Raw genomic sequence first — 23,328 nt, 5'->3', positions numbered from 1 at the left:
CAGCGGGCTCGCCTACTCCCACTCGATCGTGCCCGGGGGCTTCGACGTCACGTCGAGCACGACGCGGTTCACCTCGCGCACTTCGTTCGTGATGCGGTTGGAGATGCGTGACAGCACGTCGTACGGCAGGCGCGTCCAGTCGGCGGTCATGGCGTCTTCGCTCGACACGGGGCGGAGCACGATCGGGTGCCCGTACGTGCGCCCGTCGCCCTGCACGCCGACCGAGCGCACGTCGGCGAGGAGCACGACCGGGCACTGCCAGATCTCGCCGTCGAGCCCCGCGCGGCTCAGCTCTTCGCGCGCGATGGCGTCGGCGTCACGCAGAATCTCGAGGCGGTCAGCGGTGACCTCACCCACGATCCGGATGCCGAGGCCGGGGCCCGGAAACGGCTGACGACCGACGATCACCTCGGGGAGGCCCAGCTCGCGTCCGATCGCCCGCACCTCGTCCTTGAACAGGGTGCGCAGCGGCTCGACGAGCTCGAACTGCAGGTCTTCGGGGAGGCCGCCCACGTTGTGGTGGGACTTGATGTTCGCGGTGCCGGTCCCGCCGCCCGACTCGACGACATCGGGGTAGAGGGTTCCCTGCACGAGGAAGCGGATCGGCTCGCCCTCTTCGGCCGCCTCGGCCACGAGGTCGGCTTCGGCCTGCTCGAACGTGCGGATGAACTCGCGGCCGATGATCTTGCGCTTCTGCTCGGGGTCGCTGACGCCCGCGAGCGCCGTGAGGAAGCGCTCGCGCGCGTCGACCGTGACCAGCCGCACCCCGGTCGAGGCGACGTAGTCCTGCTCGACCTGCTCGCGCTCGCCCTTCCGCAGCAGTCCGTGGTCGACGAAGATGCAGACGAGCTGGTCGCCGACCGCCTTGTGCACGAGCGCCGCGGCGACTGCCGAGTCGACGCCGCCCGACAGGCCGCAGATGACCCGCCCCCTGCCGATCTGGGCGCGGATGCGCTCGACCTGCTCGGCGATGACGTTGCCGCTGTTCCAGTCCGCCGGCAGTCCCGCGGCCTTGTGGAGGAAGTTCTCGATGACCTGCTGACCGTGGTCGGAGTGCTTCACCTCGGGGTGCCACTGCACACCGTAGAGCTTCTTCTCGTCGCTGCCGAACGCCGCGACCGGGGTCGCCGACGTCGACGCGAGCACCTGGAAGCCCTCGGGCGCGCGCGACACCTGGTCGCCGTGACTCATCCACACGTTCTGATCGGCCGGCTGACCGGCCAGCAGCACTCCGCCGTCACCTGCGACCGAGGCATCCGTCGCCCCGTACTCGCGCAGTCCGGTGTTGGCCACCTCGCCGCCGAGCGCCTGCGCCATCACCTGGAAGCCGTAGCAGATGCCCAAGGTGGGGACGCCGAGGTCGAACACGCCTTCGTCGAGCGAGGGCGCACCCGGCTCGTACACCGACGACGGCCCGCCCGACAGGATGATGCCCACCGGGTCTTTCGCCGCGATCTCGGACGCCGACGCGGTGTGCGGCACGATCTCGCTGTAGACCCCCGCCTCGCGCACGCGCCGCGCGATGAGCTGGGCGTACTGCGCGCCGAAGTCGACGACGAGAACGGGGCGCTGGGAGGTTTCGGTCTGCTCTGTCAACGCTGGTTCTCCGTGGGGATCGCGTGGGTGAGGGTGGAGTGGCCGGCCTGGCTGTGCAGCTCGGCGTCTTCACGGGCCTTGAGGTAGGACGTGACTTCGCGGCCGACCCTGGCCTCCATGAAGAACGACAGGAGCGGCACGATGCCGCCGAGCGCGAGGAGGATGAAGCGGCCGAACGGCCAGCGCATCAGGCTCCACACGCGGAAGCACGAGAACAGGTAGACCACGTAGAACCAGCCGTGGGCGACGAGGATGAACAGCGACACGTTGAACCCGTCGCCGGTCGAGATCATCTCGCAGTCATTGGTCATCGGGGCGAACAGCGACCACCATTCGCAGTCGGGGCCGGCGATCACGGGTGCGAACCACAGGAAGCCGCCCGATGCGCCGAGGAAGAGCTCGACGTGCAGGGGCGTGTACTTCAGGATCATCTCGGCCACGAGCAACAGCAGCCCGATGCCCGTGATGATCGAGCAGACCTGATAGAACTTCAGGGCTCCGCGGATCGCCGGGAAGGAAGCGAGCTTCGGGGCGCGGGGCATGCCGCCAGTCTACCCGCGTGATTCCGGGCCGCCGTGCGCTCTCAGACGCTCTCGGGCTCGGTCAGCTCGTCGACCTCGCGCTCCCAGGCGTCGCGCGCGAGCCGGTACCAGAGGTAGAAGGCGAAGCCCGCGAAGATCGCCCACTCGACCGCGTAGAAGATGTTGAGCCAGTTCACGTTCGAGCCTTCTTCGGGCGCCGGCGACGAGATGTCGACGAGGGAGCCGGATGCCTCCTCCGACGCGAGATACGGACGGTACACCTCGAGGCCGTCGATGTCGTGCCAGCGTCCGAGCAGGGCGGCCGGAGACATCCGGGTGAGGGTCTGCGGGTCGTCCGCGGCGCTCGGCGGGACGGCGCCCTCGTCGGAGATGAGCCTGCCCGTGACGGTCACCACCGCGTCCGGTGACGCGGATGCCTCGCGGTCGAGGCGGTCCGCCGCCTTCTGTGCGTCGTCGAGCGTCGGCGCCCAGCCGATGGCGACGGCCACCGACGTGGGCGCGGGGGCGTCGGCGAGCCGGAGCTGTCCCGTCACCCAGTAGCCTTCGACCCCGTCGTTGAACCGCGACTCGACGACGATGAAGTCGCCGGGAACCCAGGACCCGTCGGCGGTCACCCGCTGCCCGACGAGCGGCTCGGGGAGGTACTCCCCCGGCCCGGCGACCTCGGCGAGCGGGCGCACCTGCTCGGTCGCGCCCGGCGGCGGCGGATCGGTCTCGATCGCGCGGCCGAGCTGCCACTGTCCGAGCCACGCGAACACGCCGGCGACGAGCAGGCACAGCAGGAGCAGCCCGATCCACTGCGGGCGGACCATCACCTCCCGCAAGGTCGGCGGGAAGACCTCGGGTTCGACCGGACGCGCGCCCGGGTCGGGATCGGTCACGGCAGAGGTCATCCGGCGCTGTAGGGCGCGACCACGACCTCGACCCGCTGGAACTCCTTGAGGTCGGAGTAGCCCGTGGTGGCCATGGACTTGCGGAGCGCGCCGATGAGGTTGGCGGTGCCGTCGGCCACCGGCGCGGGGCCGTAGAGGATCTCCTCGAGCGAGGCGACCTGGTCGACCTTCACGCGGCGGCCGCGCGGGAGCTTGGCGTGATGCGCCTCGGGACCCCAGTGGAAGCCCCGGCCCGGGGCATCCGTCGCCCGCGCCAGCGCCACGCCGAGCATTACGGCGTCGGCCCCCATCGCGAGCGCCTTGACGATGTCGCCCGAGGTGCCCACGCCGCCGTCGGCGATGACGTGGACGTAGCGCCCGCCCGACTCGTCGAGGTAATCGCGGCGAGCGCCCGCGACGTCGGCGACGGCGGTGGCCATCGGCGCGTGCAGCCCGAGGGTGGCGCGGGTGGTGGATGCCGCACCCCCGCCGAATCCGACGAGCACGCCGGCCGCGCCCGTGCGCATGAGGTGCAGCGCGGCGGTGTACGTGGCGGCGCCGCCCACGATGACCGGCACGTCCAGGTCGTAGATGAACTTCTTGAGGTTGAGCGGCTGATCGACCGACGACACGTGCTCGGCCGAGACCGTGGTGCCGCGGATCACGAAGAGGTCGACCCCGGCGGCGACCACCGTCTCGTAGAGCTCTTGGGTGCGCTGCGGCGTCAGGGCGCCCGCGACGGTGACGCCCGCCGCGCGGATCTCGGCGAGGCGGTCGCGCACGAGCTCGGGCTTGATCGGCTCGGAGTAGAGCTCCTGCATGCGGCGGGTGGCGGCCGCCTTCTCGAGACCGGCGATCTCGGCCAGGTGCGGCTGGGGGTCGTCGTAGCGCGTCCACAGGCCCTCGAGATCGAGCACGCCCAGGCCGCCGAGCTGACCGAGCATGATCGCGGTCTGCGGGCTCACGACCGAGTCCATCGGCGCGCCGAGCACGGGGATGTCGAAGCTGAACGCGTCGATGGTCCACGTCGTCGAGACGTCTTCGGGGTTGCGGGTGCGCCGGGACGGCACGACCGCGATGTCGTCGAACGTGTACGCGCGGCGCGCGCGCTTGGCGCGGCCGAGTTCGATGTCCATGCTCACGTGCCCAGCCTACCCGGCGACCGGAAAGGGGCCGGGGGGGTTCAGGATGCCGCGGCCGCCCGCTTCTCCTGCTGGTACGCGCGCAGCGCCTCGTACCGGTCGGCGGACCGGGCCTGGCGTTTGGCCGCTTCGTCTTCGCGGTTCTTCGGGGGCGCCGTGGTGACGAGGTCGTCGAGCAGGTGCCGCGTCACGTGGGCGATCTCGGCGACCGCCCGATCGAAGACCTCCTGGTTGACCTTCGAGGGCTTGGTGGTGCCGGTGATCTTGCGCACGAACTGCAGCGCCGCGGCATGGCATTCGTCGTCGGTGGCGGCCGGCTCGAAGTTGTGGAGCGGGACGATGTTTCGACACATGCTGCCGACCCTACGCCGGGCCGCGAGGCCTCACCAGGGCTCGGTGCCGCGCGGGACGACGTCGAGCACGTGCGGAAGCTCGGTCGGGAAGCACGACCGGAAAAGCTCGGTGATCTGCGGGTCGGAGCCGTAGTCGTCGACGAGCCGGAGCCCGATCATCGTGCTGATGAGCATGCCCTCGGCCATGAACGCGCGCGCCCCGTCGGCATCCAGTCCCATCTCGTCGCGGAAGAACCGCCACACGGACGCGAAGCCCTTGCGCGCCGCCGGGCCGATGACCGGGTGGCTGCCGAGCAGATAGGCGTGAGCGAGCGTCTGATGGAGGCCCCGCACCGTGAGCAGATCGACGTAGGCCTGGCCGATGCGCTTCGCCCGGGCCTTCTCTTCGGTGACGCCGGGCTCGCGCTCCGCCCCGTCGTCGGGCAGCGCCGCGCGGAAGGCCGCCAGCAGACGCGTGAGGGCGTCGTCGATCGTGGCGAGGAAGAGATTCTCCTTCGAGCCGAACAGCCGCACGACGTACGGCTGGCTGACGCCGGCGGCGCGCGCCACCTCGTCGGTGGTCGCGCCCTCGTACCCGCGCGCCCCGAACACGGCGACGGCGGCGACCAGGATCTGACGGCGGCGCTCGTCGGACGACAGGCGCTTGCCCGCCTCGGCTTCATCGACGGTGACGGTGCTCATGCGGACAGGTTATCAGCGAATGACTTGACTTTGTAATCAGTCGATTACTACATTGACCCACGTAAGTAATCATCCAATTACTCCGGAGCCTCCGATGACCCTCGAATCGCCCGCCCGCCGCCGCACGCGTCCGTTCGCGCTCGTGCTGGCCGCGGCATCCCTCCCGATGTTCATGGCCACCCTCGACAACCTCGTCATGACGAACGCCCTGCCGGTGCTCCACACCGAGATGGGCGCGTCCGTCGAAGAGCTGCAGTGGTTCGTCAACGCCTACACGCTCGCGTTCGCCGGCGCGATCCTCGTCGCCTCCGCGCTGGGCGACCGCTTCGGCCGCCGCACCGTGTTCGCGATCGGCATCGCCGTGTTCGGCGCGGGCTCGGTGCTGGCGGCACTGAGCACCGACCCCGGGCAGCTGATCGCCGCGCGGGCGCTGCAGGGGCTCGGCGGGGCGGGAGTCCTGCCGCTGTCGCTCGCCCTGCTCAGCGGAGCCGTCGCCCCCGAGAGGCGCCCCCTGGCCATCGGGATCTGGGGCGGCGTCTCCGGCCTCGGCGTCGCCGTGGGCCCGCTCGTGGGCGGCGCGATCATGGAGGGCTGGCAGTGGCAGGCCATCTTCTGGATCAACGTGCCGGTCGCGATCATCGCGATCCCTCTCGCGCTGCTCGTGCTGCCGAACGACTTCGGCGCACGCGCTCGCATCGACGTCCCGGGCGCGATCCTCGCGGCGGCGGGGGTCCTGGCCCTCGTCCACGCGATCGTCCGCGGCAACGACGACGGGTGGGACTCGGTCGGCGTCATCGTCGAGCTCGCCGCCGGGGCGCTCCTCCTGATCGGCTTCCTCTTCTGGCAGGCACGCACGCCCGCGCCGCTGGTGCCGCTGCGCCTTTTCCGCGACCGGTCGTTCTCGGTCACGAACGCGATCGGCTTCGCCTTCAGCTTCGGCACCTTCGGGTCGGTCTTCATCCTCATCCAGTACCTGCAGGTCGTGCAGGGTTCGACCCCCTTCGAAGCCGCCCTGCAGACGACGCCGTGGACGCTGGCGCCGATGTTCGTCGCGCCGATCGCCGGCATCCTCGCGCCGCGCGTCGGCACCCGTGCGCTCATGGTGGTCGGCCTCGGGCTCCAGGCGGTCGCCCTCGGCTGGATCGCGGCGGTCATGTCGCCCGACCTCGAGTACCCCACGTTGATCGTCCCCTTCCTCCTGGCCGGGATCGGCATGGCGCTCGTGTTCGCGCCGTCCGCGACCGCGCTGCTCGCGACGCTCGGGCTCATCGACCACGCCAAGGCCTCGGGGGTGAACTCCACCGTGCGCGAGCTGGGCGTCGCGCTCGGCACGGCGGTGATGACGGCGATCTTCGTCGGCGCCGGCGGGGCGCTCACGCCCGACCTGTACGTGGACGCAGCGCGCCCGGCGGTGTTCACCGGGGCGGCCGTGCTGCTCGCCGCGACGTTCGTGGCGCTGCTCCTGCCGGCCGGGCGGTCCGAGACGGCACCGGATGCCTCGGCCACGCGCGCGGCGGACGAGCAGCGCGCGCTCGAACCCGTCGGGTGACACTCCCCCGCTGCTGCGAGGGACGGGCGATCAGTCGCTCTTCCCTCGCAGCAGCCGTGTCAGGACCGGGTCGAGGAGGAAGAGCAGGAAGGCCGCCGAGCCGACGAAGGGCGCCAGCAGGACGACGACGGCGGCGATGAGGAGAGCGCTGAGCGACGCGCGGCCGTAGGCCGTGGCATCCGTCGCCGACAGATCGGGGAGCATCGCCTCGCGGCGCCCGACCGCCCACCGCCATTGGAGCCAGCTGAACAGGATCGCGAGGAAGAACGTGACGGGCATCGCGAGCCGGCCTGCGAGGAACTCGGAGTACTGGGTCGTGAGGTTGGTGGCGAACGGCACGAGCACGACGAAGAGCAGCCGGCCGTTGTTGAGCCACACCATGGCCGAGTCGACGCGCGCGATGTGCTCGAACTGCTGCACGTGCACCATCCACAGCAGGCAGAGCAGCACGAAGCTGAGCGCGAAGTTGAGGAAGAGTTCGCCCATGCCCGCGAGGGCCGTCCACATCTGAGCGTCCGACGAGACCTCGCCGAGCGAGTGCTGGGTGAGATCGAGCACGAGGAGGGTCGCCGCGATGGCGAAGACCCCGTCGGTGAACGCTTCGAGCCGCGTCGTGCGGAGCGTCGCCGCCGGGTGCCGCCGCTGCCGGATCATGAGCACAGCGTAACGACGGCGACCTCAGGGCGCCTCCGCTGAGAGGATGGCCCGATGGGAGTCGCGGGCGGTCGAGCGTCGGTGGTCGTGGTCGGAGCGGGTGCGATGGGCCTGGCGACGACGTGGCAGCTGGCGCGCGCCGGATGCCGCGTCGTGACGCTCGAGCGCTTCGAACGGGGGCATGCGCGCGGCGCCTCGCACGGCGCGACCCGGAACTTCAACAACGCCTACGGCGAGGATCACTACCTCGACCTGCTGCAGGCCGCCCGCGCGGGATGGGATGACCTCGCACGCGAGACGGGCGAGCCGCTCCTGCGCTTGCACGGTCTGGTCACGCACGGCGACGACCACGCGGTCGCGCGCGTGCACGCCGCCCTGGTCGCGCGGGGCGAGCGGGCAACGGTGCTCGGCGCCGCGGAGGCTGCCGCCCGGTGGCGCGGGATGCGGTTCGAGCAGGACGTGCTGTTCACGCCCGACGCCGGCGTCGTGCGTGCGGCGGCCGCGCTGGAAGCGCTCGAGGCGGCCGCACGGCGGCACGGCGCGGACGTCCGCTTCGCGCAGAGGGTCGTCGCGATCGACGATCGCGGGGATCGCGTCCGCGTCGACGTCGACACCGCATCGGGCGTCCGGACGATCGAGGCCGACACCGTGGTCGTGACCGCCGGTGCATGGACGACACGCCTGGTCCCGGCATCCGTCCCTCTTCCGACGCTCACGGTGACGGAGGAGAGCCCCGCGCACTTCCGGCCGCGCGACCCCTCGCACGAGTGGCCGTCGTTCAACCACCTCGTCGGGCACGGCGCCGGGTCGGCCGGTCACGCCCCGTATCCGGGTCACGTGTACGGGATGCCGACCCCCGGCGAAGGCGTCAAGGTCGGGCTGCACCATGTCGGCGCCGTCGTCGACCCCGACCACCGCACCTTTCGGGCGGTGCCCGCGCTGGCCGCCCGGCTCGAGGAGTACGTGCGGGAGTGGTTCCCGGGACTCGACCCCCTGACGGCGGCGCCGATCAGCTGCACCTACACGTCGACGCCGTCGGAGGACTTCGTGCTCGACCGCCGCGGACGTGTCGTCGTGGGCGCGGGCTTCTCGGGCCACGGGTTCAAGTTCACGCCCGCGGTCGGCACCGTGCTCGCCGCCCTCGCCACGGACGACGCGGCTCGAGCGGCGGAGCCCTTCCGGTTCGCGTGACTGTCGGCGCCGGGCACCCTACTTCTTGTAGTTCGGCGCCTCGACCACGATCTGCACGTCGTGCGGGTGCGACTCCTTGAGGCCGGCGGCGGTGATGCGGACGAAGCGCCCCTTCGCCTTGAGCTCCTCGACCGTACGGGCACCGACGTAGAACATCGACTGGCGCAGGCCGCCGACGAGCTGGTAGGCCACCGCCGACACGGGTCCGCGGTAGGCGACCTGGCCCTCGATGCCCTCGGGGATCAGCTTGTCGTCGCTGGGCACGTCGGCCTGGAAGTAGCGGTCCTTCGAGTACGACGTCTTCTTGCCCCGCGTCTGCAGCGCGCCGAGCGAGCCCATGCCGCGGTACTGCTTGAACTGCTTGCCGCCCTGGAAGACGATCTCACCCGGCGACTCGTCGGTGCCGGCCAGCAACGAGCCGAGCATGACCGTGTCGGCTCCGGCGACCAGCGCCTTGGCGATGTCGCCCGAGTACTGCAGGCCGCCGTCGGCGATCACGGGCACCCCGGCTTCGCGGGCGGCGAGGGATGCCTCGTACACGGCGGTCACCTGCGGGACACCCACGCCGGCGACGACGCGGGTCGTGCAGATCGAGCCCGGGCCGACGCCCACCTTGACGGCGTCGACGCCGGCGTCGATGAGCGCCTGCGCGCCGTCGCGGGTCGCGACGTTCCCGCCGATGACGTCGATGTGGTCGAAGCTCGCATCGGCCTTGAGCCGGCGGACGATGTCGATCACGCCGGCCGACTGGCCGTTGGCCGTGTCGACCACGAGCACGTCGACGCCCGCGTCGCGCAGGGCCTCGGCACGCTGCCACGCGTCGCCGAAGAATCCGATCGCGGCGCCCACGCGCAGCCGGCCCTGGTCGTCCTTGGTGGCGAGCGGATACTTCTCGCTCTTGTCGAAGTCCTTGATGGTGATGAGGCCGGCCAGCTTGCCCTCGTCGTCGATGAGGGGAAGCTTCTCGACGCGGTGCTGGGCGAAGAGCGAGATGACCTCGCCGGCCCCGATGCCGACCCGGCCGGTGACGAGGTTCTCGCTCGTCATCACGTCGCGCACCTTGGTGCTCTGGCGCTCGAAGCCCGACACGAAGCGCATGTCGCGGTTGGTGACGATGCCGACGAGGCGGCCCTCGTCGTCGATGACCGGCAGGCCCGAGATGCGGTACGTGGCGCACAGCGCGTCGACCTCGTCGATCGTCGCGTCGGGAGTGGTCGTGATCGGGTCGGTGATCATGCCCGACTCGCTGCGCTTGACCCGGTCGACCATCGCCGCCTGCTCGTCGATGGAGAGATTGCGGTGGATGATGCCCAGACCGCCCTCGCGAGCGATGGCGATCGCCATGCGCGACTCGGTCACGGTGTCCATGGCGCTCGAGATCAGCGGCGTGGCCACGGTGATGCGGCGGGTGACCCGCGAAGACGTGTCGGCCTCGCTCGGGATGACGTCGGTGTGCCCGGGCAGCAGCAGGACGTCGTCGTAGGTCAGTCCGACGAAGCCGAAGGGGTCGTGGTGCTCCATGAATTCTCCCGCGTTCTAGGTACTCGATTCTAAGTCGCGGGAGCCCCCGATTGTTCCCGCGCCCGATCCCCCCGGCACGGGGCCGTGCGGCGCAGATTCCGATTCCATACCGCCCCTCCGGGACAAGTAGGCGAAACACCGCCGACACATTACAGTCGTACCGTCGTTCATCACGGCCGATGCGACCCGAGGCTTCGGTGCGCGTGGTGCCGCAACTGGAGGTTCTGTGGGTCCTACGACTGTGATCGCGAGGAGATACGCCCGATGGGCGGTCGTCCTCGTCGGAGTGCTGATGGCCGCCGCGCTTGTGCTGCTGGCCTCGCCGACCGGCGCTCAGGCGTCGGCAACCGCGCCGGACACCCCCGGGGGTGATCAAGAGCAGACCGCGTTCTACTTCGGCGGCATCATCACCTTCGACGGCGAGCCGGTCGAGGGTGTGACGATGCAGATCGAGGGCAACGGCTTCGAGGCCGAGACGATCACCGACGCCGAGGGCAAGTGGCGTCTCTACGTCCCGGAGAAAGAGGAGTACGTCCTCACGGTCGATGAGGACACCCTGCCCGACGGCGTCATCGTCGACCCGGCGCAGCTGCCCGAGGGCATCGAGCCGAAGTCCGGAACGACGGCATCGTTCGACGTCGCCTTCGGCGCGACGGGCACGAAGATCGTCAACCTCTTCCTCGGCGAGGGCGAGCGCATCACCACCTCGTTCTGGGACCAGTTCACCGAGCGCCTCATCAACGGCATCAACTTCGGCCTGCTCCTGGCCCTCGCCGCCGTCGGCGTCTCCCTGATCTTCGGCACCACGGGCCTGTCGAACTTCGCGCACGGCGAGATGCTGACCTTCGGCGCGATCATCGCGCTCGTGTTCGGCGTCAACTTCGCACTGCCGATGTGGATCGTCATCCCGATCGTCGTCCTCTTCGGCGCGGCCTTCGGGTGGGCGCTCGACGCGGGATTGTGGAAGCCGCTGCGGCGCCGCGGCCTCGGCCTCGTGCAGCTGATGATCGTGAGCATCGGCCTCTCGCTCGCGCTGCGGTACACCTACCAGTTCTTCATCGGCGGTGCCACGTACCAGCTCCCCGGCGCCGGTTCTCCGCGCGACATCCGCTTCGGCCCCATCGCCGTGTCGTGGATCGACCTGGTGTCGATGGGCATCTCGATCGTGCTGCTGCTCGCCGTCGCGTACTGGCTGCTGCGCACCAGGATCGGCAAGGCGACGCGCGCCATCTCCGACAACCCGGGCCTGGCCGCGGCATCCGGAATCAACGTCGACCGGGTGATCCGGATCGTGTGGATCCTGTCGGCGTCGCTCGCGGCCGTCGCCGGTGTGCTGTGGGCCTACTTCCGCCCCGGTGTGAAGTGGGACATGGGCGTGCAGGTGCTGCTGCTGATCTTCGCCGCCGTCACGCTCGGCGGACTGGGCACCGCCTTCGGCGCCCTCATCGGCTCGCTGATCGTCGGCATCCTGGTCGAACTCTCGACACTGCTGGGCATCCCGCCGGACATGAAGTACGTCGGTGCGCTCGCGGTACTCATCGTCATCCTCCTGGTGAGGCCACAAGGCCTCCTGGGTCGCAAAGAGAGGCTGGGCTAGGCCATGGATTGGGGACAGATTCTCAACAACACGGCGTACTGGCTGTTCAGCCCCGAGACGATCGCGTACGCCCTCGCGGCGACCGGTCTCGCGGTGCACTTCGGCTACGCGGGCCTGCTCAACTTCGGTATGGCCGGCTTCATGGCGCTCGGCGCCTACGGCTACGCGATCTCGATCCTCACGTTCGGCTGGCCGTGGTGGGTGGGCATCATCGTCGGATGCCTCGCCTCGGTGGTCTTCGCGATCATCCTCGGCATCCCGACCCTGCGGCTGCGCGCCGACTACCTCGCCATCGTGACGATCGCGGCGGCCGAGATCGTGCGCCTCGCGCTCACCACGCAGCTCTTCGACGAGTTCACGAACTCCGCCGACGGCCTCGGCGGGTACCACGCCGGGTTCCGCGGGGCGAACCCGTTCCCGGAGGGCACCTACGGGTTCGGCCCGTGGACGTGGACGGCCGACCAGCTGTGGGTGCGCGTGTTCGGCATCATCCTGCTGGCGATCGCCGTCTACCTGGTGTGGGCGCTCATGCGCAGCCCGTGGGGCCGCGTGCTGAAGGGCATCCGCGAGGACGAGGACGCGGTGCGCTCGCTCGGCAAGAACGTCTTCGCGTACAAGATGCAGGCGCTCATCATCGGTGGCGTGTTCGGTGCTCTGGGAGGCGTGGTCTTCGCGCTCCCCTCGGCAGTGGTCCCCGCCACGTACACCACCTCGCTCACGTTCTTCATCTGGACGATCCTGCTGCTCGGCGGCGCGGCGACCGTGTTCGGTCCCGTCGTCGGGTCGGTGATCTTCTGGGTGATCATGGGCTTCCTCGGCAACGTGCTTCCGGCGCTGGCGAACTCGGGCGTCCTGCCCATCTCGTCGGTGCAGGCGGGTACGCTCCGCTTCATCCTCGTCGGTGTCGCGCTCATGCTGATCGTGATCTTCCGCCCTCAGGGCATCTTCGGAAACAAGAGGGAGCTGACCTTTGTCAAGTAACAGCACACCTTCGGAGCCGGCAGCCGAGGCGACCACCTCGACCGGCAGCATCCGCCGCCCCAAGACCACCGGCCTCGCGAAGGGCGAGCCCACGCCGGGCGTCGCCAAGAACGACCCGATCATGGTCATCGACAACGTCACCCGCCGCTTCGGCGGCCTGACCGCGGTCGACGTCGACCACCTGGAGATCCCGCGCGGCGCCATCACGGCCCTCATCGGACCGAACGGCGCCGGCAAGACGACGCTGTTCAACCTGCTGTGCGGCTTCGACAAGCCCAACTCGGGCACGTGGTCGTTCGACGGCAAGAACCTCTCGGGGATCCCGTCGTTCAAGGTCGCCCGCATGGGCCAGGTGCGCACCTTCCAGCTCACCAAGGCGCTGTCGCTGCTGACCGTGCTCGAGAACATGAAGCTCGGCGCGACCTCGCAGAAGGGCGAGCGGCTGTGGGCGAGCATCATCCCGGCGCTCTGGCGCAAGCAGGACGACGGCAATGAAGAGAAGGCCCGGGACCTGCTCGCGCGCTTCAAGCTCGACGCGAAGGCCGACGATTACGCCGCGTCGCTCTCGGGCGGCCAGCGCAAGCTGCTCGAGATGGCCCGCGCGCTGATGAGCGACCCGACCCTGGTCATGCTCGACGAGCCGATGGCCGGCGTGAACCCCGCGCTCACCGAGTCGCTGCTCGATCACATCCTCGACCTGAAGGATCTCGGCATGACGGTGCTGTTCGTCGAGCACGACATGCACATGGTGCGCCACATCGCGGACTGGGTCGTCGTGATGGCCGAGGGCCGCGTGGTGGCCGAGGGCCCGCCCGAGACCGTCATGCAGGACAAGGCGGTCATCGACGCCTACCTCGGCAGCCACCAGGACGTCGACCTCGGCGTCGTCACGGGGCGTGTCGAGGGCGAGCTGGGGGCCGAGGGCGAAGAGCTGCTCGAGGAGATCAAGGAGGCCGAGGAGGCGTCGATCGCCGAGGCCGAGGAGGAGAACAAGTGAGCAACGCACCGTCCCCGGGACCGATCTCGACGACCGGCGCGGGTGCGACCGAGGCGGCCCGCACGGACCGCGTGGTCGTCGAGGTCACCGACCTGTTCGCGGGGTACCTTCCCGGCATCAACATCATCAACGGCGCCAACCTGGTCGCGCGCAAGGGCGAGCTCATCGGCATCATCGGACCGAACGGCGCCGGCAAGTCGACGCTGCTGAAGTCGATCTTCGGCATGGTGAAGGTGCGCTCGGGCGAGATCACGGTGAACGGCGAGAGCGTCGTGGGCCTGAAGTCCGACCGGCTCGTCTCGCGGGGCGTGGGCTTCGTGCCGCAGACGAACAACGTCTTCCCGTCGCTCACGATCGAGGAGAACCTGCAGATGGGGCTGTACCAGGCCCCGAAGCAGTACGCCGAGCGCCTCGACTTCGTGACCGGCATCTTCGCCGAGCTCGGCAAGCGCCTCAAGCAGCGTGCCGGGTCGCTGTCGGGCGGTGAGCGTCAGATGGTGGCGATGTCCCGTGCCCTCATGATGGACCCGGCCGTACTGCTGCTCGACGAGCCGTCGGCGGGTCTCTCGCCCGTCCGCCAGGACGACGCGTTCATCCGCGTCTCCGACATCAACAAGGCCGGCGTGACGACGATCATGGTTGAGCAGAACGCCCGTCGCTGCCTGCAGATCTGCGACCGCGGCTACGTCCTCGACCAGGGCCGCGACGCCTACGAGGGCACCGGCCGCGATCTGCTGAACGACCCCAAGGTCATCGGCCTGTACCTCGGGACGCTGGGCGCAGACGGCGTCTGAGCACGCAGCGGCAAGCACGACGACAAGAAGAAGGGCCCCGGATCGCTCCGGGGCCCTTCATTGCGGATCGGATCAGCCGATGCGCGTGTTGAGGTTGTCGTCGCCGTACTCGAAGACACCGATGGTGGCCTCGGTCGGGTCGCCGTTCTCGTCGAACGTGACGGGGCCCGACTTGCCGTCGTAGTCGGCCACGCCGCCACCGAGGATGATCTCGGCGCAGGCCTCGTACGTGTCGCACTTCTCGCCGTCACCGGTGCCGCCGGAGACTTCCTGCAGCTTGCCGGCGACATCGGCCGCGTCGGTCGAGTTGGCGGCGAGCGAGGCGAGCGCGAGGAGGATGACCGCGTCGTACGACTCGTTGGCGTACGAGAAGTCGGTCAGCTCGGTGTTGCCCTCGCCGGTCCACCACTCGTTCAGCTCGTCCTGGAAGCCGGTGTCGGCCTCGAGCGGACCGGCGGGCGTGGTGCCCTTGGCGCCGGCCATGCTGGCGTCGGCCGGCCACTTGTCGTCCGAACCGAAGTTCTTCAGGTTGCCGTCGACGAGGTACAGGTCCTCGGCCGGGTAGCCCGCAGCGAGCAGCGCCGGTCCGATGGTGTAGATCTCGTCGAACGTGATCAGGACGATCGCGTCGGGGTTGGAGGCGAGCAGGGCGCTGATCTGCGCGTCGAACGAGGTGTCACCCGTGTTGTACGACTGCTCCTCGACGACGGTGCCGCCGGCGCTGGTGAACGTCTCCTGGAAGACCTCGTTGAGGCCGGTGCCGTAGGAGTCGTTCAGGTAGAGGACCGCGACGTTCTCGCGTCCGTCTTCGGCGACGAGGTTGCCGAGGACCTCACCCTGGAGGGTGTCGGACGGAGCGGTGCGCCAGTAGAGACCGTCGTCGTCCCACGTCGTGAAGTCGAGCGACGTGTTGGCCGGCGAGAAGACGATCATGCCCGCTGCCACCGCGTCGTCGAGGAACAGCTTCGTCACGCCCGAGGAGGCGGCGCCGATCGCGGCGGTCACGCCCTCGGAGATGAGGGTCTGGATCGTCGTGGCGTAGGCCTTGTTGTCGGTGTCGCCCGAGTCGCCCCAGACGATGTCGTCGATCGTGAGGCCCGTGTCACCGGAGGCGTCGTTGACGTGCTGTGCGGCGAGGCCGACGCCCGCTTCTTCGGGCGGTCCGAGGAAGGAGAGGCTTCCGGTCTGCGGCAGGATGGTGCCGATCTTGAGGGTGAGGTCGCGCTCCTCCGTGGGAGGGGCGCTGCTCTCGCCACCCGTACCGCCACCGGCGCAGCCGGCGAGGACGAGGGCGCTGGCGCCGGCGAGCGCAGCAGCGCCCAGGAGGGCGGACTTGCGCGAGCGGGTGAAGACGCTCATGTTGCTCCTTGCTGTGATGAACGACGGGCACGGCCTCGGGAGCCGACCCAGTGTCCCTAACCCTAAACATCGGGAGCGCTCCGCAATGTTGCCATTCGTTAACGATGTGTAACGCCTTCTTCGCGCGGCAAATCGGGTGACGGTGGCCCCGGAATACCCCAGCCGGGTATAGGGTTGGTCACAGGTACCCCCACGGGGTATGACGACTCCCTCGAAAGGCAGACGACAGATGACCCAGACGACCGAATTCCAGGTGACCGGCATGAGCTGCAGCCACTGCGAGGCATCCGTCCGCAGCGAGGTCGAGAAGATCGCCGGGGTCGAGACGATCCAGGTGGACGCGACCTCCGGCTCGCTCGTCATCGCCTCGTCGCAGCCGCTCTCCGACGCCGACGTTCTGGCCGCGGTCGACGAGGCCGGGTACGAGGCGGTCCGGGTCGGATGAGCTCCGCTTCCCCCTCCTCCCCCGAACCCGGGGCGCGCATCGAGCTCGAGATCGGCGGCATGACGTGCGCGTCGTGCGCCGCGCGCATCGAGAAGCGCCTCAACCGGATGGAGGGGGTCGAGGCATCCGTCAACTACGCGACCGAGAAGGCCACGGTGAGCGCGCCCGCGCACCTCGCGCCGCACGAACTCATCGCGGAGGTCGAGAAGACGGGCTACACCGCCACGCTCCCCCGGCCGCCGAAGCGCGACGACCACGACGGCGCGCACGACCACGACCTCGATGACCGTGAGCTCACGGGCCTGCGTCAGCGACTCATCGGCTCGATCGTGCTGTCGGTGCCGGTGATCGTCCTGGCGATGGTGCCGGCGCTGCAGTTCACGTCATGGCAGTGGGCGTCTCTCGCACTGGCCGCGCCGGTCGTCGTCTGGGGCGCATGGCCCTTCCACCGGGCGGCGTGGATCAACCTCCGCCACGGCGCCGCGACGATGGACACCCTCATCTCGCTGGGCGTCTCGGCGGCGTTCCTGTGGTCGCTGTACGCGCTGTTCTTCGGCCACGCCGGCATGCCGGGCATGACGCACGCGTTCGAGTGGACGGTGCAGCCGGGCGACGGCGCAGGCGACATCTATCTCGAGGTCGCCGCGGGCGTGACGACGTTCGTGCTCGCCGGCCGCTACTTCGAGGTGCGCTCCAAGCGGCGCGCCGGCGCCGCGCTGCGAGCCCTGCTCGAGATCGGGGCGAAGGATGCCGCGGTGCTGCGTCGCTCGCCCGACGGCGACGAGGTCGAGACCCGCGTCGCGATCGCCGACCTGCGCGTCGGCGACCGGTTCGTGGTGCGCCCGGGCGAGAAGATCGCCACCGACGGCGTCGTCGTGTCGGGTTCGTCGGCGGTGGATGCGTCGATGATCACGGGCGAGTCGGTTCCGGTCGAGGTCGGCGCGGGCGATGTGGTGGTCGGCGCGACGGTCAACGCGGGCGGGCGGCTCGTGGTGCGGGCGACGCGCGTGGGCGACGACACCCAGCTCGCGCAGATGGCACGGCTGGTCGAGCAGGCGCAGTCCGGCAAAGCCGACGTGCAGCGACTGGCCGATCGGATCTCGGGCATCTTCGTGCCGATCGTGCTGCTGATCTCGGCCGGCACGCTCACGACCTGGCTCGTGCTCGGCGCCGATCCGGCGATGGCCTTCACCGCCGCGGTGGCGGTGCTGATCATCGCCTGCCCGTGTGCGCTGGGCCTCGCCACGCCGACGGCACTGCTGGTAGGCACCGGGCGCGGCGCGCAGCTCGGCATCCTCATCAAGGGGCCCGAGGTGCTGGAGTCGACCCGGACGGTCGACACGGTCGTGCTCGACAAGACGGGCACGGTGACCACGGGCCGGATGACGCTGATCGAGGCCGTTCCGGCGGACGGCGTCGACCGGGCCGATCTGCTGCGACTGGCGGGCGCACTGGAGCACGCGTCGGAGCACCCCGTCGCGCGGGCGGTCGCCGAGGGTGCGCAGGCCGAGATCGGGCCGCTTCCGGAGCCCCAGGCGTTCGACAGCCTCGTGGGACTCGGCGTCGAGGGAGTGGTCGACGGGCACGAGGTGGTCGTCGGGCGGGAGTCGCTCCTCGTCGCGCGCGGCCTGCGCCTGTCCCCGGCTCTCGTCGAGGCGACCGCCAGGGCCGAGCGCGACGGCAGCACCGCCGTCCTCGTGGCCTGGGACGACCAGGTGCGCGGAGTGCTGGTGGTCGCCGACCGGGTCAAGAAGACGAGCCGCGAAGCCGTCTCGCAGCTGCGCGGGCTCGGACTCCGCACGGTGCTCCTTACCGGGGACTCCGAGGCCGTCGCCCGCTCGGTCGCCGCCGCGGTGGGCATCGACGAGGTGATCGCCGAGGTGCTGCCGCACGAGAAGGTGGCGGTGGTCGACCGTCTCCAGCACGAGCGTCGCGTGGTCGCGATGGTCGGCGACGGCGTGAACGACGCGGCGGCGCTCGCGCAGGCAGACCTGGGTCTCGCGATGGGGACGGGGACGGATGCCGCGATCGAGGCATCCGACATCACACTGGTGCGCGGCGACCTCCGCAGCGCGGCCGACGCGATCCGGCTGTCGAGGGCCACGCTCGGCACCATCAAGGTCAACCTGTTCTGGGCCTTCGCGTACAACGTGGCCGCGATCCCGCTCGCCGCCCTGGGCCTGCTCAATCCGATGATCGCCGGCGCCGCCATGGCGCTGTCGAGCGTCTTCGTGGTCGGGAACAGCCTGAGGCTGCGGTCGTTCCGCAGCCGAGCCGTCACGACCCCCGATTCCCGCAGAGGAGATCTCTCATGACCGACACGCTGGCCCACGCCGACCACACGGACCACAGCTCCCACGGCTACATCACTGACAAGGAGAAGTACCTGAACCGCCTCAAGCGGATCGAGGGGCAGGCGCGCGGCATCCACAAGATGGTCGAGGACGAGAAGTACTGCATCGACATCCTCACCCAGATCAGCGCGCTCACCAGCGCGCTGGAGGCGGTCGCGGTGGGTCTGCTCGACGACCACCTCCGCCACTGCGTCGTCGACGCCGCCCGCCTGGGCGGGGCCGAGGCCGACGCCAAGATCACCGAGGCCACCCAGGCCATCGCCCGCCTGGTGCGCTGAGCTCTCCAGCCGAAGGAGGCCGATCATGAGCGAGCACGATCACCACGCTGCTCACGCGCCCACCGTCACCGCGCACGACCACGACCACGACGAGCACCACGGCAGCCACGCCGAAGGGCACGCCGGGCACGGCGCCCACGCTGGGCACGGCGGGCACGGCGCGCACGCTCATCACGGCGCCGACCACGTCGCCGGCTTCCGTCGCCTGTTCTGGATCAACCTGATCCTCGCGGTGCCCGTGGTCGCCTTCTCGGGCATGTTCTCCATGCTCCTGGGCTACCCGCTGCCGGAGGCCGCGTGGGTGGGGTGGATCTCGCCGGTGCTCGGGACGCTCATGTACGTGTGGGGCGGGGCGCCGTTTCTGACGGGCGCGGTGAGCGAGCTGCGAACGCGCCGGCCGGGAATGATGCTGCTCATCGGGCTGGCCATCACGGTCGCCTTCGTCGCGTCGTGGGGTGCGAGCCTCGGGGTGCTGCATCACGAGCTCGACTTCTGGTGGGAGCTCGCGCTCCTCATCGTCATCATGCTGCTCGGGCACTGGATCGAGATGAGGTCGCTCGCGCAGACCACCTCGGCGCTCGATTCGCTGGCCGCCCTTCTGCCCGACGAGGCGGAGAAGGTGGTCGGCGACGAGACGGTCACCGTGGCGCCGGCAGCGCTGGACGTCGGCGATGTCGTGGTCGTGCGCCCGGGCGGCCGGGTCCCGGCCGACGGTCGCGTGACCCAGGGCTCGGCGAGCATGGACGAGTCGATGATCACCGGCGAGTCGAAGCCCGTGCGCCGCTCGGAGGGCGACACGGTCGTCGCCGGAACCGTCGCGACCGACTCCGGCATCAGGGTCGAGGTCACCGCAGTCGGCGAGAACACCGCGCTGGCCGGCATCCAGCGGCTGGTCGAAGAGGCCCAGAACTCCTCCTCGAGAGCTCAGCGGCTGGCGGACCGGGCAGCCGCCTGGCTGTTCTGGTTCGCGCTCGGCGCCGCCGTGGTCACGGCGGTCGTCTGGACACTCGTCGGCCTCCCCGACGAGGCGGTGGTGCGCACCATCACGGTCCTCGTCATCGCGTGCCCGCACGCCCTCGGCCTCGCCATCCCGCTGGTGGTGTCGATCGCGACCGAGCGCGCCGCTCGGGGCGGGGTGCTCGTGAAGGACCGGCTCGCGCTCGAGAGCATGCGCACGGTCGACGCCGTGCTCTTCGACAAGACCGGCACGCTCACGAAGGGCGCACCGGCGGTGACCGCGGTCCAAGCCGCCGACGGCATGGATCGCGAGCGCGTGCTCGCGATGGCGGCGGCGGCCGAGGCCGACTCGGAGCACCCGCTCGCGCGGGCGATCGTGCAGGCGGAGGATGCCTCCCACCTGACCGTGTCGCGGGCGACGACCTTCGAGAGCTCGCCCTCGGTGGGCGTGCGCGCCGCGGTCGCCGGCCGGGTCGTGCAGGTCGGGGGACCGCGCCTGCTCGACGAGGCGGGTGTGCACCCGCTGCCGGTCAGCGAGCAGTGGCATCGCGAGGGAGCGATCGTGCTGCACGTGCTCGTCGACGGCCGCGTCGCGGGTGCACTGCGGCTCGCCGACGAGATCCGGCCGGAGTCGCGCGAGGCTGTGGCCGCGCTCCGCGCCCGCGGTGTCGACGTCGTCATGATCACCGGTGATGCGGAGGCTGTGGCGGCGTCGGTCGCCGGCGCCTTGGGGATCGACCGGTTCTTCGCCGGGGTGAGGCCCGAAGACAAGGCGTCGAAGGTGAAGCAGCTGCAGAGCGAGGGACGCAAGGTCGCGATGGTGGGCGACGGTGTCAACGACGCCCCGGCTCTCGCGCAGGCCGACGTCGGCATCGCCATCGGGGCGGGCACGGACGTCGCGATCGCTTCAGCGGGCGTCATCCTCGCGAGCGACGATCCGCGGTCGGTGGTCGGCGTGATCGAGCTCTCTCGGGCCAGCTATCGCAAGATGAAGCAGAACCTGTGGTGGGCCGCCGGGTACAACCTCATCTCGGTGCCGCTCGCCGCCGGCGTTCTGGCGCCGGTCGGCTTCGTGCTGCCGATGTCCGTCGGAGCCATCCTGATGTCGCTGTCGACCGTGGTCGTCGCGCTGAACGCGCAGCTGCTGCGGCGGCTCGACCTGCGTCCCGAGGCCGTCGTCGGCCGCTGACGCGGGACATCGCCGAGAGCCCCCGCACTTCCGCACCGAGGAGGATCCCGTGAAGAACCGCATCCCCACCGCCGCCGCGCTCGCACTGGCCGCCGCACTCATGCTCTCCGGCTGCGCCCCGGGGGCGGATGCCGACCCCGACACGATGCCCGGGATGCACCACGGCGACGACGCCGGCTCGGAGCAGGCGGCTGACGTGAACAGCGCCGACATCATGTTCGCGCAGATGATGATCCCGCATCACGAACAGGCCGTCGAGATGGCCGACATGCTCCTCGCGAAGGACGACATCGACCCGGACGTCGTTCGCCTCGCCGAAGACATCAAGGCCGCACAGCAGCCGGAGATCGACCGGATGGCGGGATGGCTGGAGGACTGGGGCGCCGACATGCCGGGGATGGACGGCATGGACGGGATGGATCACGGCGACGGCATGATGAGCGAGGCCGACATGGCGCGGCTCGAAGCGGCGACCGGGGTCGAGGCATCCCGACTGTTCCTCGAGCAGATGATCGTCCACCACGAGGGCGCAATCGAGATGGCACAGGCCGAGGTCGAGGACGGTCGGAATCCGGGTGCGATCCAGCTCGCGGACGACATCATCGAGACGCAGACCGCCGAGGTCGGCACCATGAACGGGCTTCTCGACGACCTCGCCGGGTGACCTTCACCCCGCGGTGCGGGATCGGCGGGCGTGCACGAGGGAGTCGACGGTCAGGATCACCAGCGCCAGCCACACCAGGCCGAAGCCGATCCAGCGTTCGAGCGGCATCGGCTCCTGCAGCAGCCAGGCCCCGATGATGAACTGCAGGATCGGCGCGACGAACTGCAGCAGACCGATGACCGTCAGCGACGTGCGACGGGCGCCCGCGGCGAAGAAGAGCAGCGGAACCGCCGTGACGACGCCCACGAGACTGAGCAGGACCGTCTTTCCGACCTCGCCGGAGCCGTACACGATGCCGCTGGTCGAGCCGACGAGGATGAGGAGCACGGCGGCGACCGGCACGAGCCACATGGACTCGAGGGTGAGGCCGCTCACCGCGTCGACGGACGGTCCGACCCGCTTCTTCACCAGTCCGTAGACGCTGAAGGATGCCGCGAGCGTCAGGGCGATCCACGGGAACGACCCGTACCCGACCACGATGACGACCACGGCGAGGGCGGCGATCCCGACCGCCACCCATTGCGTCACCCGCAGCCGCTCCCGGAGGACGATCACGGCGAGCAGCACCGTCGCGATGGGGTTGATGAAGTAGCCGAGGCTGGTCTCGATCACGTGGCCGGTGAGGGCGCCCACGATGAAGACCTGCCAGTTGATGTAGATCAGGCCTCCCGCGAGCGCGGTGAGCGCCAGCAGGCGGGGCTGGCGGAAGATCGCCGCCAGGCGCCCCCAGGAGCGTGTCACGGCGATCAGGAGCGCACAGAACACCAGCGACAGGAGGATCCGCCAGGCCACGAGCTCGTAGGGCCCGATGGGTTGGAGCAGCAGGAAGTAGAGCGGCAGGAAGCCCCACAGCAGGTACGCGAGGAAGGCGTACACGCCGCCCAGTGTGCGTTCGCGTGCGAGGTCGCGGCCCTCGGCGCCCCCGGTGCGGTCCGGCTGCACGACGGCGATGCCGGCGGTGGTGGTCGCTGCGGAGCCCAGGCCGGTGGGGTCTTCGCTCTCGGCCCTGTTCGATGACACGTCGCGACTCACCGCTCCAGCCTAGGGCGGCGACGAGGCGCCGGGGCACGAGAGGGCCGACGACGACGAGAGGGCCGGATGCCGAAGCATCCGACCCTCTCGGTGTGCGCGCGGTGCGCGGAAATCAGCGGACGACGACCGCCAGGACATCGCGAGCCGACAGGACGAGGAACTCGTCCGCGCCGAACTTCACCTCGGTGCCGCCGTACTTGCTGTAGAGCACGCGGTCGCCGACGGCGACGTCGAGAGGCACGCGGTTGCCGTTGTCGTCGATGCGGCCGGGGCCGACGGCGACGACTTCGCCCTCCTGCGGCTTCTCTTTGGCGGTGTCGGGGATGACGAGGCCACTCGCGGTGGTCTGCTCGGCCTCGACCTGCTTGATGACGATGCGGTCCTCGAGCGGCTTGATGGAAACCGACACGGTCTACCTCTGCTTTCCTTGAGACTGAAGACTCGTTAGCACTCTGGTACGGAGAGTGCTTATCACCAGTGTAGGCATCTGGCTGGCACTCCCGCAACGTGAGTGCCAACGTGTGACATGGCGGCGCATGTTGCTCCCGCCGGACCCCCGCTGTCAACCCCCTGGGCGCGG

General features: G+C 70.0%; 22 protein-coding genes. 11 read left to right on the top strand and 11 right to left on the bottom strand.

What is annotated here, in order from left to right:
* Positions 1–12: 12 nt before the first annotated feature.
* From guaA to ACFUTX_RS01930, 6 genes are all read right to left on the bottom strand, one after another.
* The gene (guaA, locus tag ACFUTX_RS01955; RefSeq protein WP_378860509.1) at positions 13–1,596 is read right to left on the bottom strand and encodes a glutamine-hydrolyzing GMP synthase; all 1,584 of its coding nucleotides are present in this window, start codon (positions 1,594–1,596) and stop codon (positions 13–15) included.
* The gene (locus ACFUTX_RS01950; protein WP_378860508.1) at positions 1,593–2,138 is read right to left on the bottom strand and encodes a DUF3817 domain-containing protein; all 546 of its coding nucleotides are present in this window, start codon (positions 2,136–2,138) and stop codon (positions 1,593–1,595) included. The genes guaA and ACFUTX_RS01950 overlap by 4 nt, the downstream gene beginning before the upstream one ends.
* Before the next feature lie 41 nt (positions 2,139–2,179).
* Positions 2,180–2,950 carry an SURF1 family protein gene (locus ACFUTX_RS01945; RefSeq protein WP_378861040.1) on the bottom strand — a complete coding sequence of 257 codons (771 nt, stop codon included), beginning with the start codon at positions 2,948–2,950 and terminating at the stop codon, positions 2,180–2,182.
* Between the two features lie 77 nt (positions 2,951–3,027).
* Positions 3,028–4,146 (bottom strand): GuaB3 family IMP dehydrogenase-related protein, encoded by a 1,119-nt coding sequence (locus ACFUTX_RS01940; protein ID WP_378861039.1) that lies wholly within the window; start codon positions 4,144–4,146, stop codon positions 3,028–3,030.
* 47 nt (positions 4,147–4,193) lie between these two features.
* Positions 4,194–4,505 (bottom strand): DUF2277 domain-containing protein, encoded by a 312-nt coding sequence (locus ACFUTX_RS01935; protein WP_378860507.1) that lies wholly within the window; start codon positions 4,503–4,505, stop codon positions 4,194–4,196.
* A 30-nt stretch (positions 4,506–4,535) separates the two neighbouring features.
* On the bottom strand, positions 4,536–5,186 hold the full coding sequence (locus ACFUTX_RS01930; protein ID WP_378860506.1) for a TetR/AcrR family transcriptional regulator: 651 nt from the start codon (positions 5,184–5,186) through the stop codon (positions 4,536–4,538).
* Positions 5,187–5,280: 94 nt separating this feature from the next.
* Here ACFUTX_RS01930 and ACFUTX_RS01925 point away from each other — a divergent pair, with 94 nt between their 5' ends.
* Positions 5,281–6,735 (top strand): DHA2 family efflux MFS transporter permease subunit, encoded by a 1,455-nt coding sequence (locus ACFUTX_RS01925; RefSeq protein WP_378860505.1) that lies wholly within the window; start codon positions 5,281–5,283, stop codon positions 6,733–6,735.
* Between the two features lie 30 nt (positions 6,736–6,765).
* On the opposite strand, the gene ACFUTX_RS01920 is transcribed toward ACFUTX_RS01925, so the two are convergent.
* Complete coding sequence (locus ACFUTX_RS01920) at positions 6,766–7,389, bottom strand: TMEM175 family protein (RefSeq protein ID WP_378860504.1); 624 nt, start codon at positions 7,387–7,389, stop codon at positions 6,766–6,768.
* A 54-nt stretch (positions 7,390–7,443) separates the two neighbouring features.
* Here ACFUTX_RS01920 and ACFUTX_RS01915 point away from each other — a divergent pair, with 54 nt between their 5' ends.
* Positions 7,444–8,580 carry an FAD-dependent oxidoreductase gene (locus ACFUTX_RS01915; RefSeq protein WP_378860503.1) on the top strand — a complete coding sequence of 379 codons (1,137 nt, stop codon included), beginning with the start codon at positions 7,444–7,446 and terminating at the stop codon, positions 8,578–8,580.
* Positions 8,581–8,598: 18 nt separating this feature from the next.
* On the opposite strand, the gene guaB is transcribed toward ACFUTX_RS01915, so the two are convergent.
* On the bottom strand, positions 8,599–10,101 hold the full coding sequence (guaB, locus tag ACFUTX_RS01910) for an IMP dehydrogenase (protein ID WP_378860502.1): 1,503 nt from the start codon (positions 10,099–10,101) through the stop codon (positions 8,599–8,601).
* 292 nt (positions 10,102–10,393) lie between these two features.
* On the opposite strand from guaB, the gene ACFUTX_RS01905 reads away from it, so the two are divergent.
* The 4 genes from ACFUTX_RS01905 to ACFUTX_RS01890 are packed head-to-tail and all read left to right on the top strand — an operon-like array spanning position 10,394 to position 14,470.
* On the top strand, positions 10,394–11,698 hold the full coding sequence (locus tag ACFUTX_RS01905) for a branched-chain amino acid ABC transporter permease (RefSeq protein WP_378860501.1): 1,305 nt from the start codon (positions 10,394–10,396) through the stop codon (positions 11,696–11,698).
* A gap of 3 nt (positions 11,699–11,701) precedes the next feature.
* The gene (locus ACFUTX_RS01900) at positions 11,702–12,679 is read left to right on the top strand and encodes a branched-chain amino acid ABC transporter permease (RefSeq protein ID WP_378860500.1); all 978 of its coding nucleotides are present in this window, start codon (positions 11,702–11,704) and stop codon (positions 12,677–12,679) included.
* Positions 12,669–13,676, top strand: a complete 1,008-nt coding sequence (locus ACFUTX_RS01895; RefSeq protein ID WP_378860499.1) for an ABC transporter ATP-binding protein — start codon at positions 12,669–12,671, stop codon at positions 13,674–13,676. Before ACFUTX_RS01900 ends, ACFUTX_RS01895 begins: the two co-directional genes overlap by 11 nt.
* Before the next feature lie 23 nt (positions 13,677–13,699).
* Complete coding sequence (locus ACFUTX_RS01890; protein WP_378861038.1) at positions 13,700–14,470, top strand: ABC transporter ATP-binding protein; 771 nt, start codon at positions 13,700–13,702, stop codon at positions 14,468–14,470.
* A gap of 72 nt (positions 14,471–14,542) precedes the next feature.
* Here ACFUTX_RS01890 and ACFUTX_RS01885 read toward each other — a convergent pair whose 3' ends face one another.
* Complete coding sequence (locus ACFUTX_RS01885) at positions 14,543–15,829, bottom strand: ABC transporter substrate-binding protein (protein ID WP_378860498.1); 1,287 nt, start codon at positions 15,827–15,829, stop codon at positions 14,543–14,545.
* A gap of 229 nt (positions 15,830–16,058) precedes the next feature.
* On the opposite strand from ACFUTX_RS01885, the gene ACFUTX_RS01880 reads away from it, so the two are divergent.
* Genes ACFUTX_RS01880 through ACFUTX_RS01860 form a run of 5 tightly spaced genes read left to right on the top strand, consistent with a single transcriptional unit; the run spans position 16,059 to position 21,716 of the window.
* Positions 16,059–16,274 (top strand): heavy-metal-associated domain-containing protein, encoded by a 216-nt coding sequence (locus tag ACFUTX_RS01880; protein ID WP_378860497.1) that lies wholly within the window; start codon positions 16,059–16,061, stop codon positions 16,272–16,274.
* Positions 16,271–18,589: a heavy metal translocating P-type ATPase gene (locus tag ACFUTX_RS01875; protein ID WP_378860496.1), complete on the top strand. Its 2,319-nt coding sequence runs from the start codon at positions 16,271–16,273 to the stop codon at positions 18,587–18,589. Before ACFUTX_RS01880 ends, ACFUTX_RS01875 begins: the two co-directional genes overlap by 4 nt.
* Complete coding sequence (locus ACFUTX_RS01870) at positions 18,586–18,906, top strand: metal-sensitive transcriptional regulator (protein ID WP_378860495.1); 321 nt, start codon at positions 18,586–18,588, stop codon at positions 18,904–18,906. The genes ACFUTX_RS01875 and ACFUTX_RS01870 overlap by 4 nt, the downstream gene beginning before the upstream one ends.
* A gap of 25 nt (positions 18,907–18,931) precedes the next feature.
* Positions 18,932–21,052 (top strand): heavy metal translocating P-type ATPase, encoded by a 2,121-nt coding sequence (locus ACFUTX_RS01865; protein ID WP_378860494.1) that lies wholly within the window; start codon positions 18,932–18,934, stop codon positions 21,050–21,052.
* 49 nt (positions 21,053–21,101) lie between these two features.
* Positions 21,102–21,716 carry a DUF305 domain-containing protein gene (locus ACFUTX_RS01860; protein ID WP_378860493.1) on the top strand — a complete coding sequence of 205 codons (615 nt, stop codon included), beginning with the start codon at positions 21,102–21,104 and terminating at the stop codon, positions 21,714–21,716.
* 3 nt (positions 21,717–21,719) lie between these two features.
* On the opposite strand, the gene rarD is transcribed toward ACFUTX_RS01860, so the two are convergent.
* A complete protein-coding gene (gene rarD, locus ACFUTX_RS01855) occupies positions 21,720–22,658 on the bottom strand; it encodes an EamA family transporter RarD (protein ID WP_378861037.1) in 939 nt (312 codons plus the stop codon).
* 202 nt (positions 22,659–22,860) lie between these two features.
* Positions 22,861–23,157 (bottom strand): co-chaperone GroES, encoded by a 297-nt coding sequence (gene groES / locus ACFUTX_RS01850; RefSeq protein WP_017203655.1) that lies wholly within the window; start codon positions 23,155–23,157, stop codon positions 22,861–22,863.
* Positions 23,158–23,328: the final 171 nt, after the last annotated feature.

It is taken from the genome of Microbacterium sp. NPDC057407, assembly GCF_042803895.1.
In the GTDB taxonomy this organism is placed as follows: domain Bacteria; phylum Actinomycetota; class Actinomycetes; order Actinomycetales; family Microbacteriaceae; genus Microbacterium.
Note: the sequence above shows the minus strand (reverse complement) of the source record. Positions and strands in the feature narration are given on the sequence as shown.

Coding starts and splice junctions, on each gene's coding strand:
- ACFUTX_RS01870 (WP_378860495.1), top strand. CDS start 18,586: ATGACCGACACGCTGGCCCACGCCGACCACACGGACCACAGCTCCCAC.
- ACFUTX_RS01880 (WP_378860497.1), top strand. CDS start 16,059: ATGACCCAGACGACCGAATTCCAGGTGACCGGCATGAGCTGCAGCCAC.
- ACFUTX_RS01905 (WP_378860501.1), top strand. CDS start 10,394: ATGGCCGCCGCGCTTGTGCTGCTGGCCTCGCCGACCGGCGCTCAGGCG.
- ACFUTX_RS01930 (WP_378860506.1), bottom strand. CDS start 5,186: ATGAGCACCGTCACCGTCGATGAAGCCGAGGCGGGCAAGCGCCTGTCG.
- guaB (WP_378860502.1), bottom strand. CDS start 10,101: ATGGAGCACCACGACCCCTTCGGCTTCGTCGGACTGACCTACGACGAC.
- ACFUTX_RS01945 (WP_378861040.1), bottom strand. CDS start 2,950: ATGGTCCGCCCGCAGTGGATCGGGCTGCTCCTGCTGTGCCTGCTCGTC.
- ACFUTX_RS01900 (WP_378860500.1), top strand. CDS start 11,702: ATGGATTGGGGACAGATTCTCAACAACACGGCGTACTGGCTGTTCAGC.
- ACFUTX_RS01875 (WP_378860496.1), top strand. CDS start 16,271: ATGAGCTCCGCTTCCCCCTCCTCCCCCGAACCCGGGGCGCGCATCGAG.
- ACFUTX_RS01885 (WP_378860498.1), bottom strand. CDS start 15,829: ATGAGCGTCTTCACCCGCTCGCGCAAGTCCGCCCTCCTGGGCGCTGCT.
- ACFUTX_RS01925 (WP_378860505.1), top strand. CDS start 5,281: ATGACCCTCGAATCGCCCGCCCGCCGCCGCACGCGTCCGTTCGCGCTC.
- ACFUTX_RS01940 (WP_378861039.1), bottom strand. CDS start 4,146: ATGGACATCGAACTCGGCCGCGCCAAGCGCGCGCGCCGCGCGTACACG.
- ACFUTX_RS01915 (WP_378860503.1), top strand. CDS start 7,444: ATGGGAGTCGCGGGCGGTCGAGCGTCGGTGGTCGTGGTCGGAGCGGGT.
- ACFUTX_RS01950 (WP_378860508.1), bottom strand. CDS start 2,138: ATGCCCCGCGCCCCGAAGCTCGCTTCCTTCCCGGCGATCCGCGGAGCC.
- ACFUTX_RS01935 (WP_378860507.1), bottom strand. CDS start 4,505: ATGTGTCGAAACATCGTCCCGCTCCACAACTTCGAGCCGGCCGCCACC.
- ACFUTX_RS01865 (WP_378860494.1), top strand. CDS start 18,932: ATGAGCGAGCACGATCACCACGCTGCTCACGCGCCCACCGTCACCGCG.
- ACFUTX_RS01920 (WP_378860504.1), bottom strand. CDS start 7,389: ATGATCCGGCAGCGGCGGCACCCGGCGGCGACGCTCCGCACGACGCGG.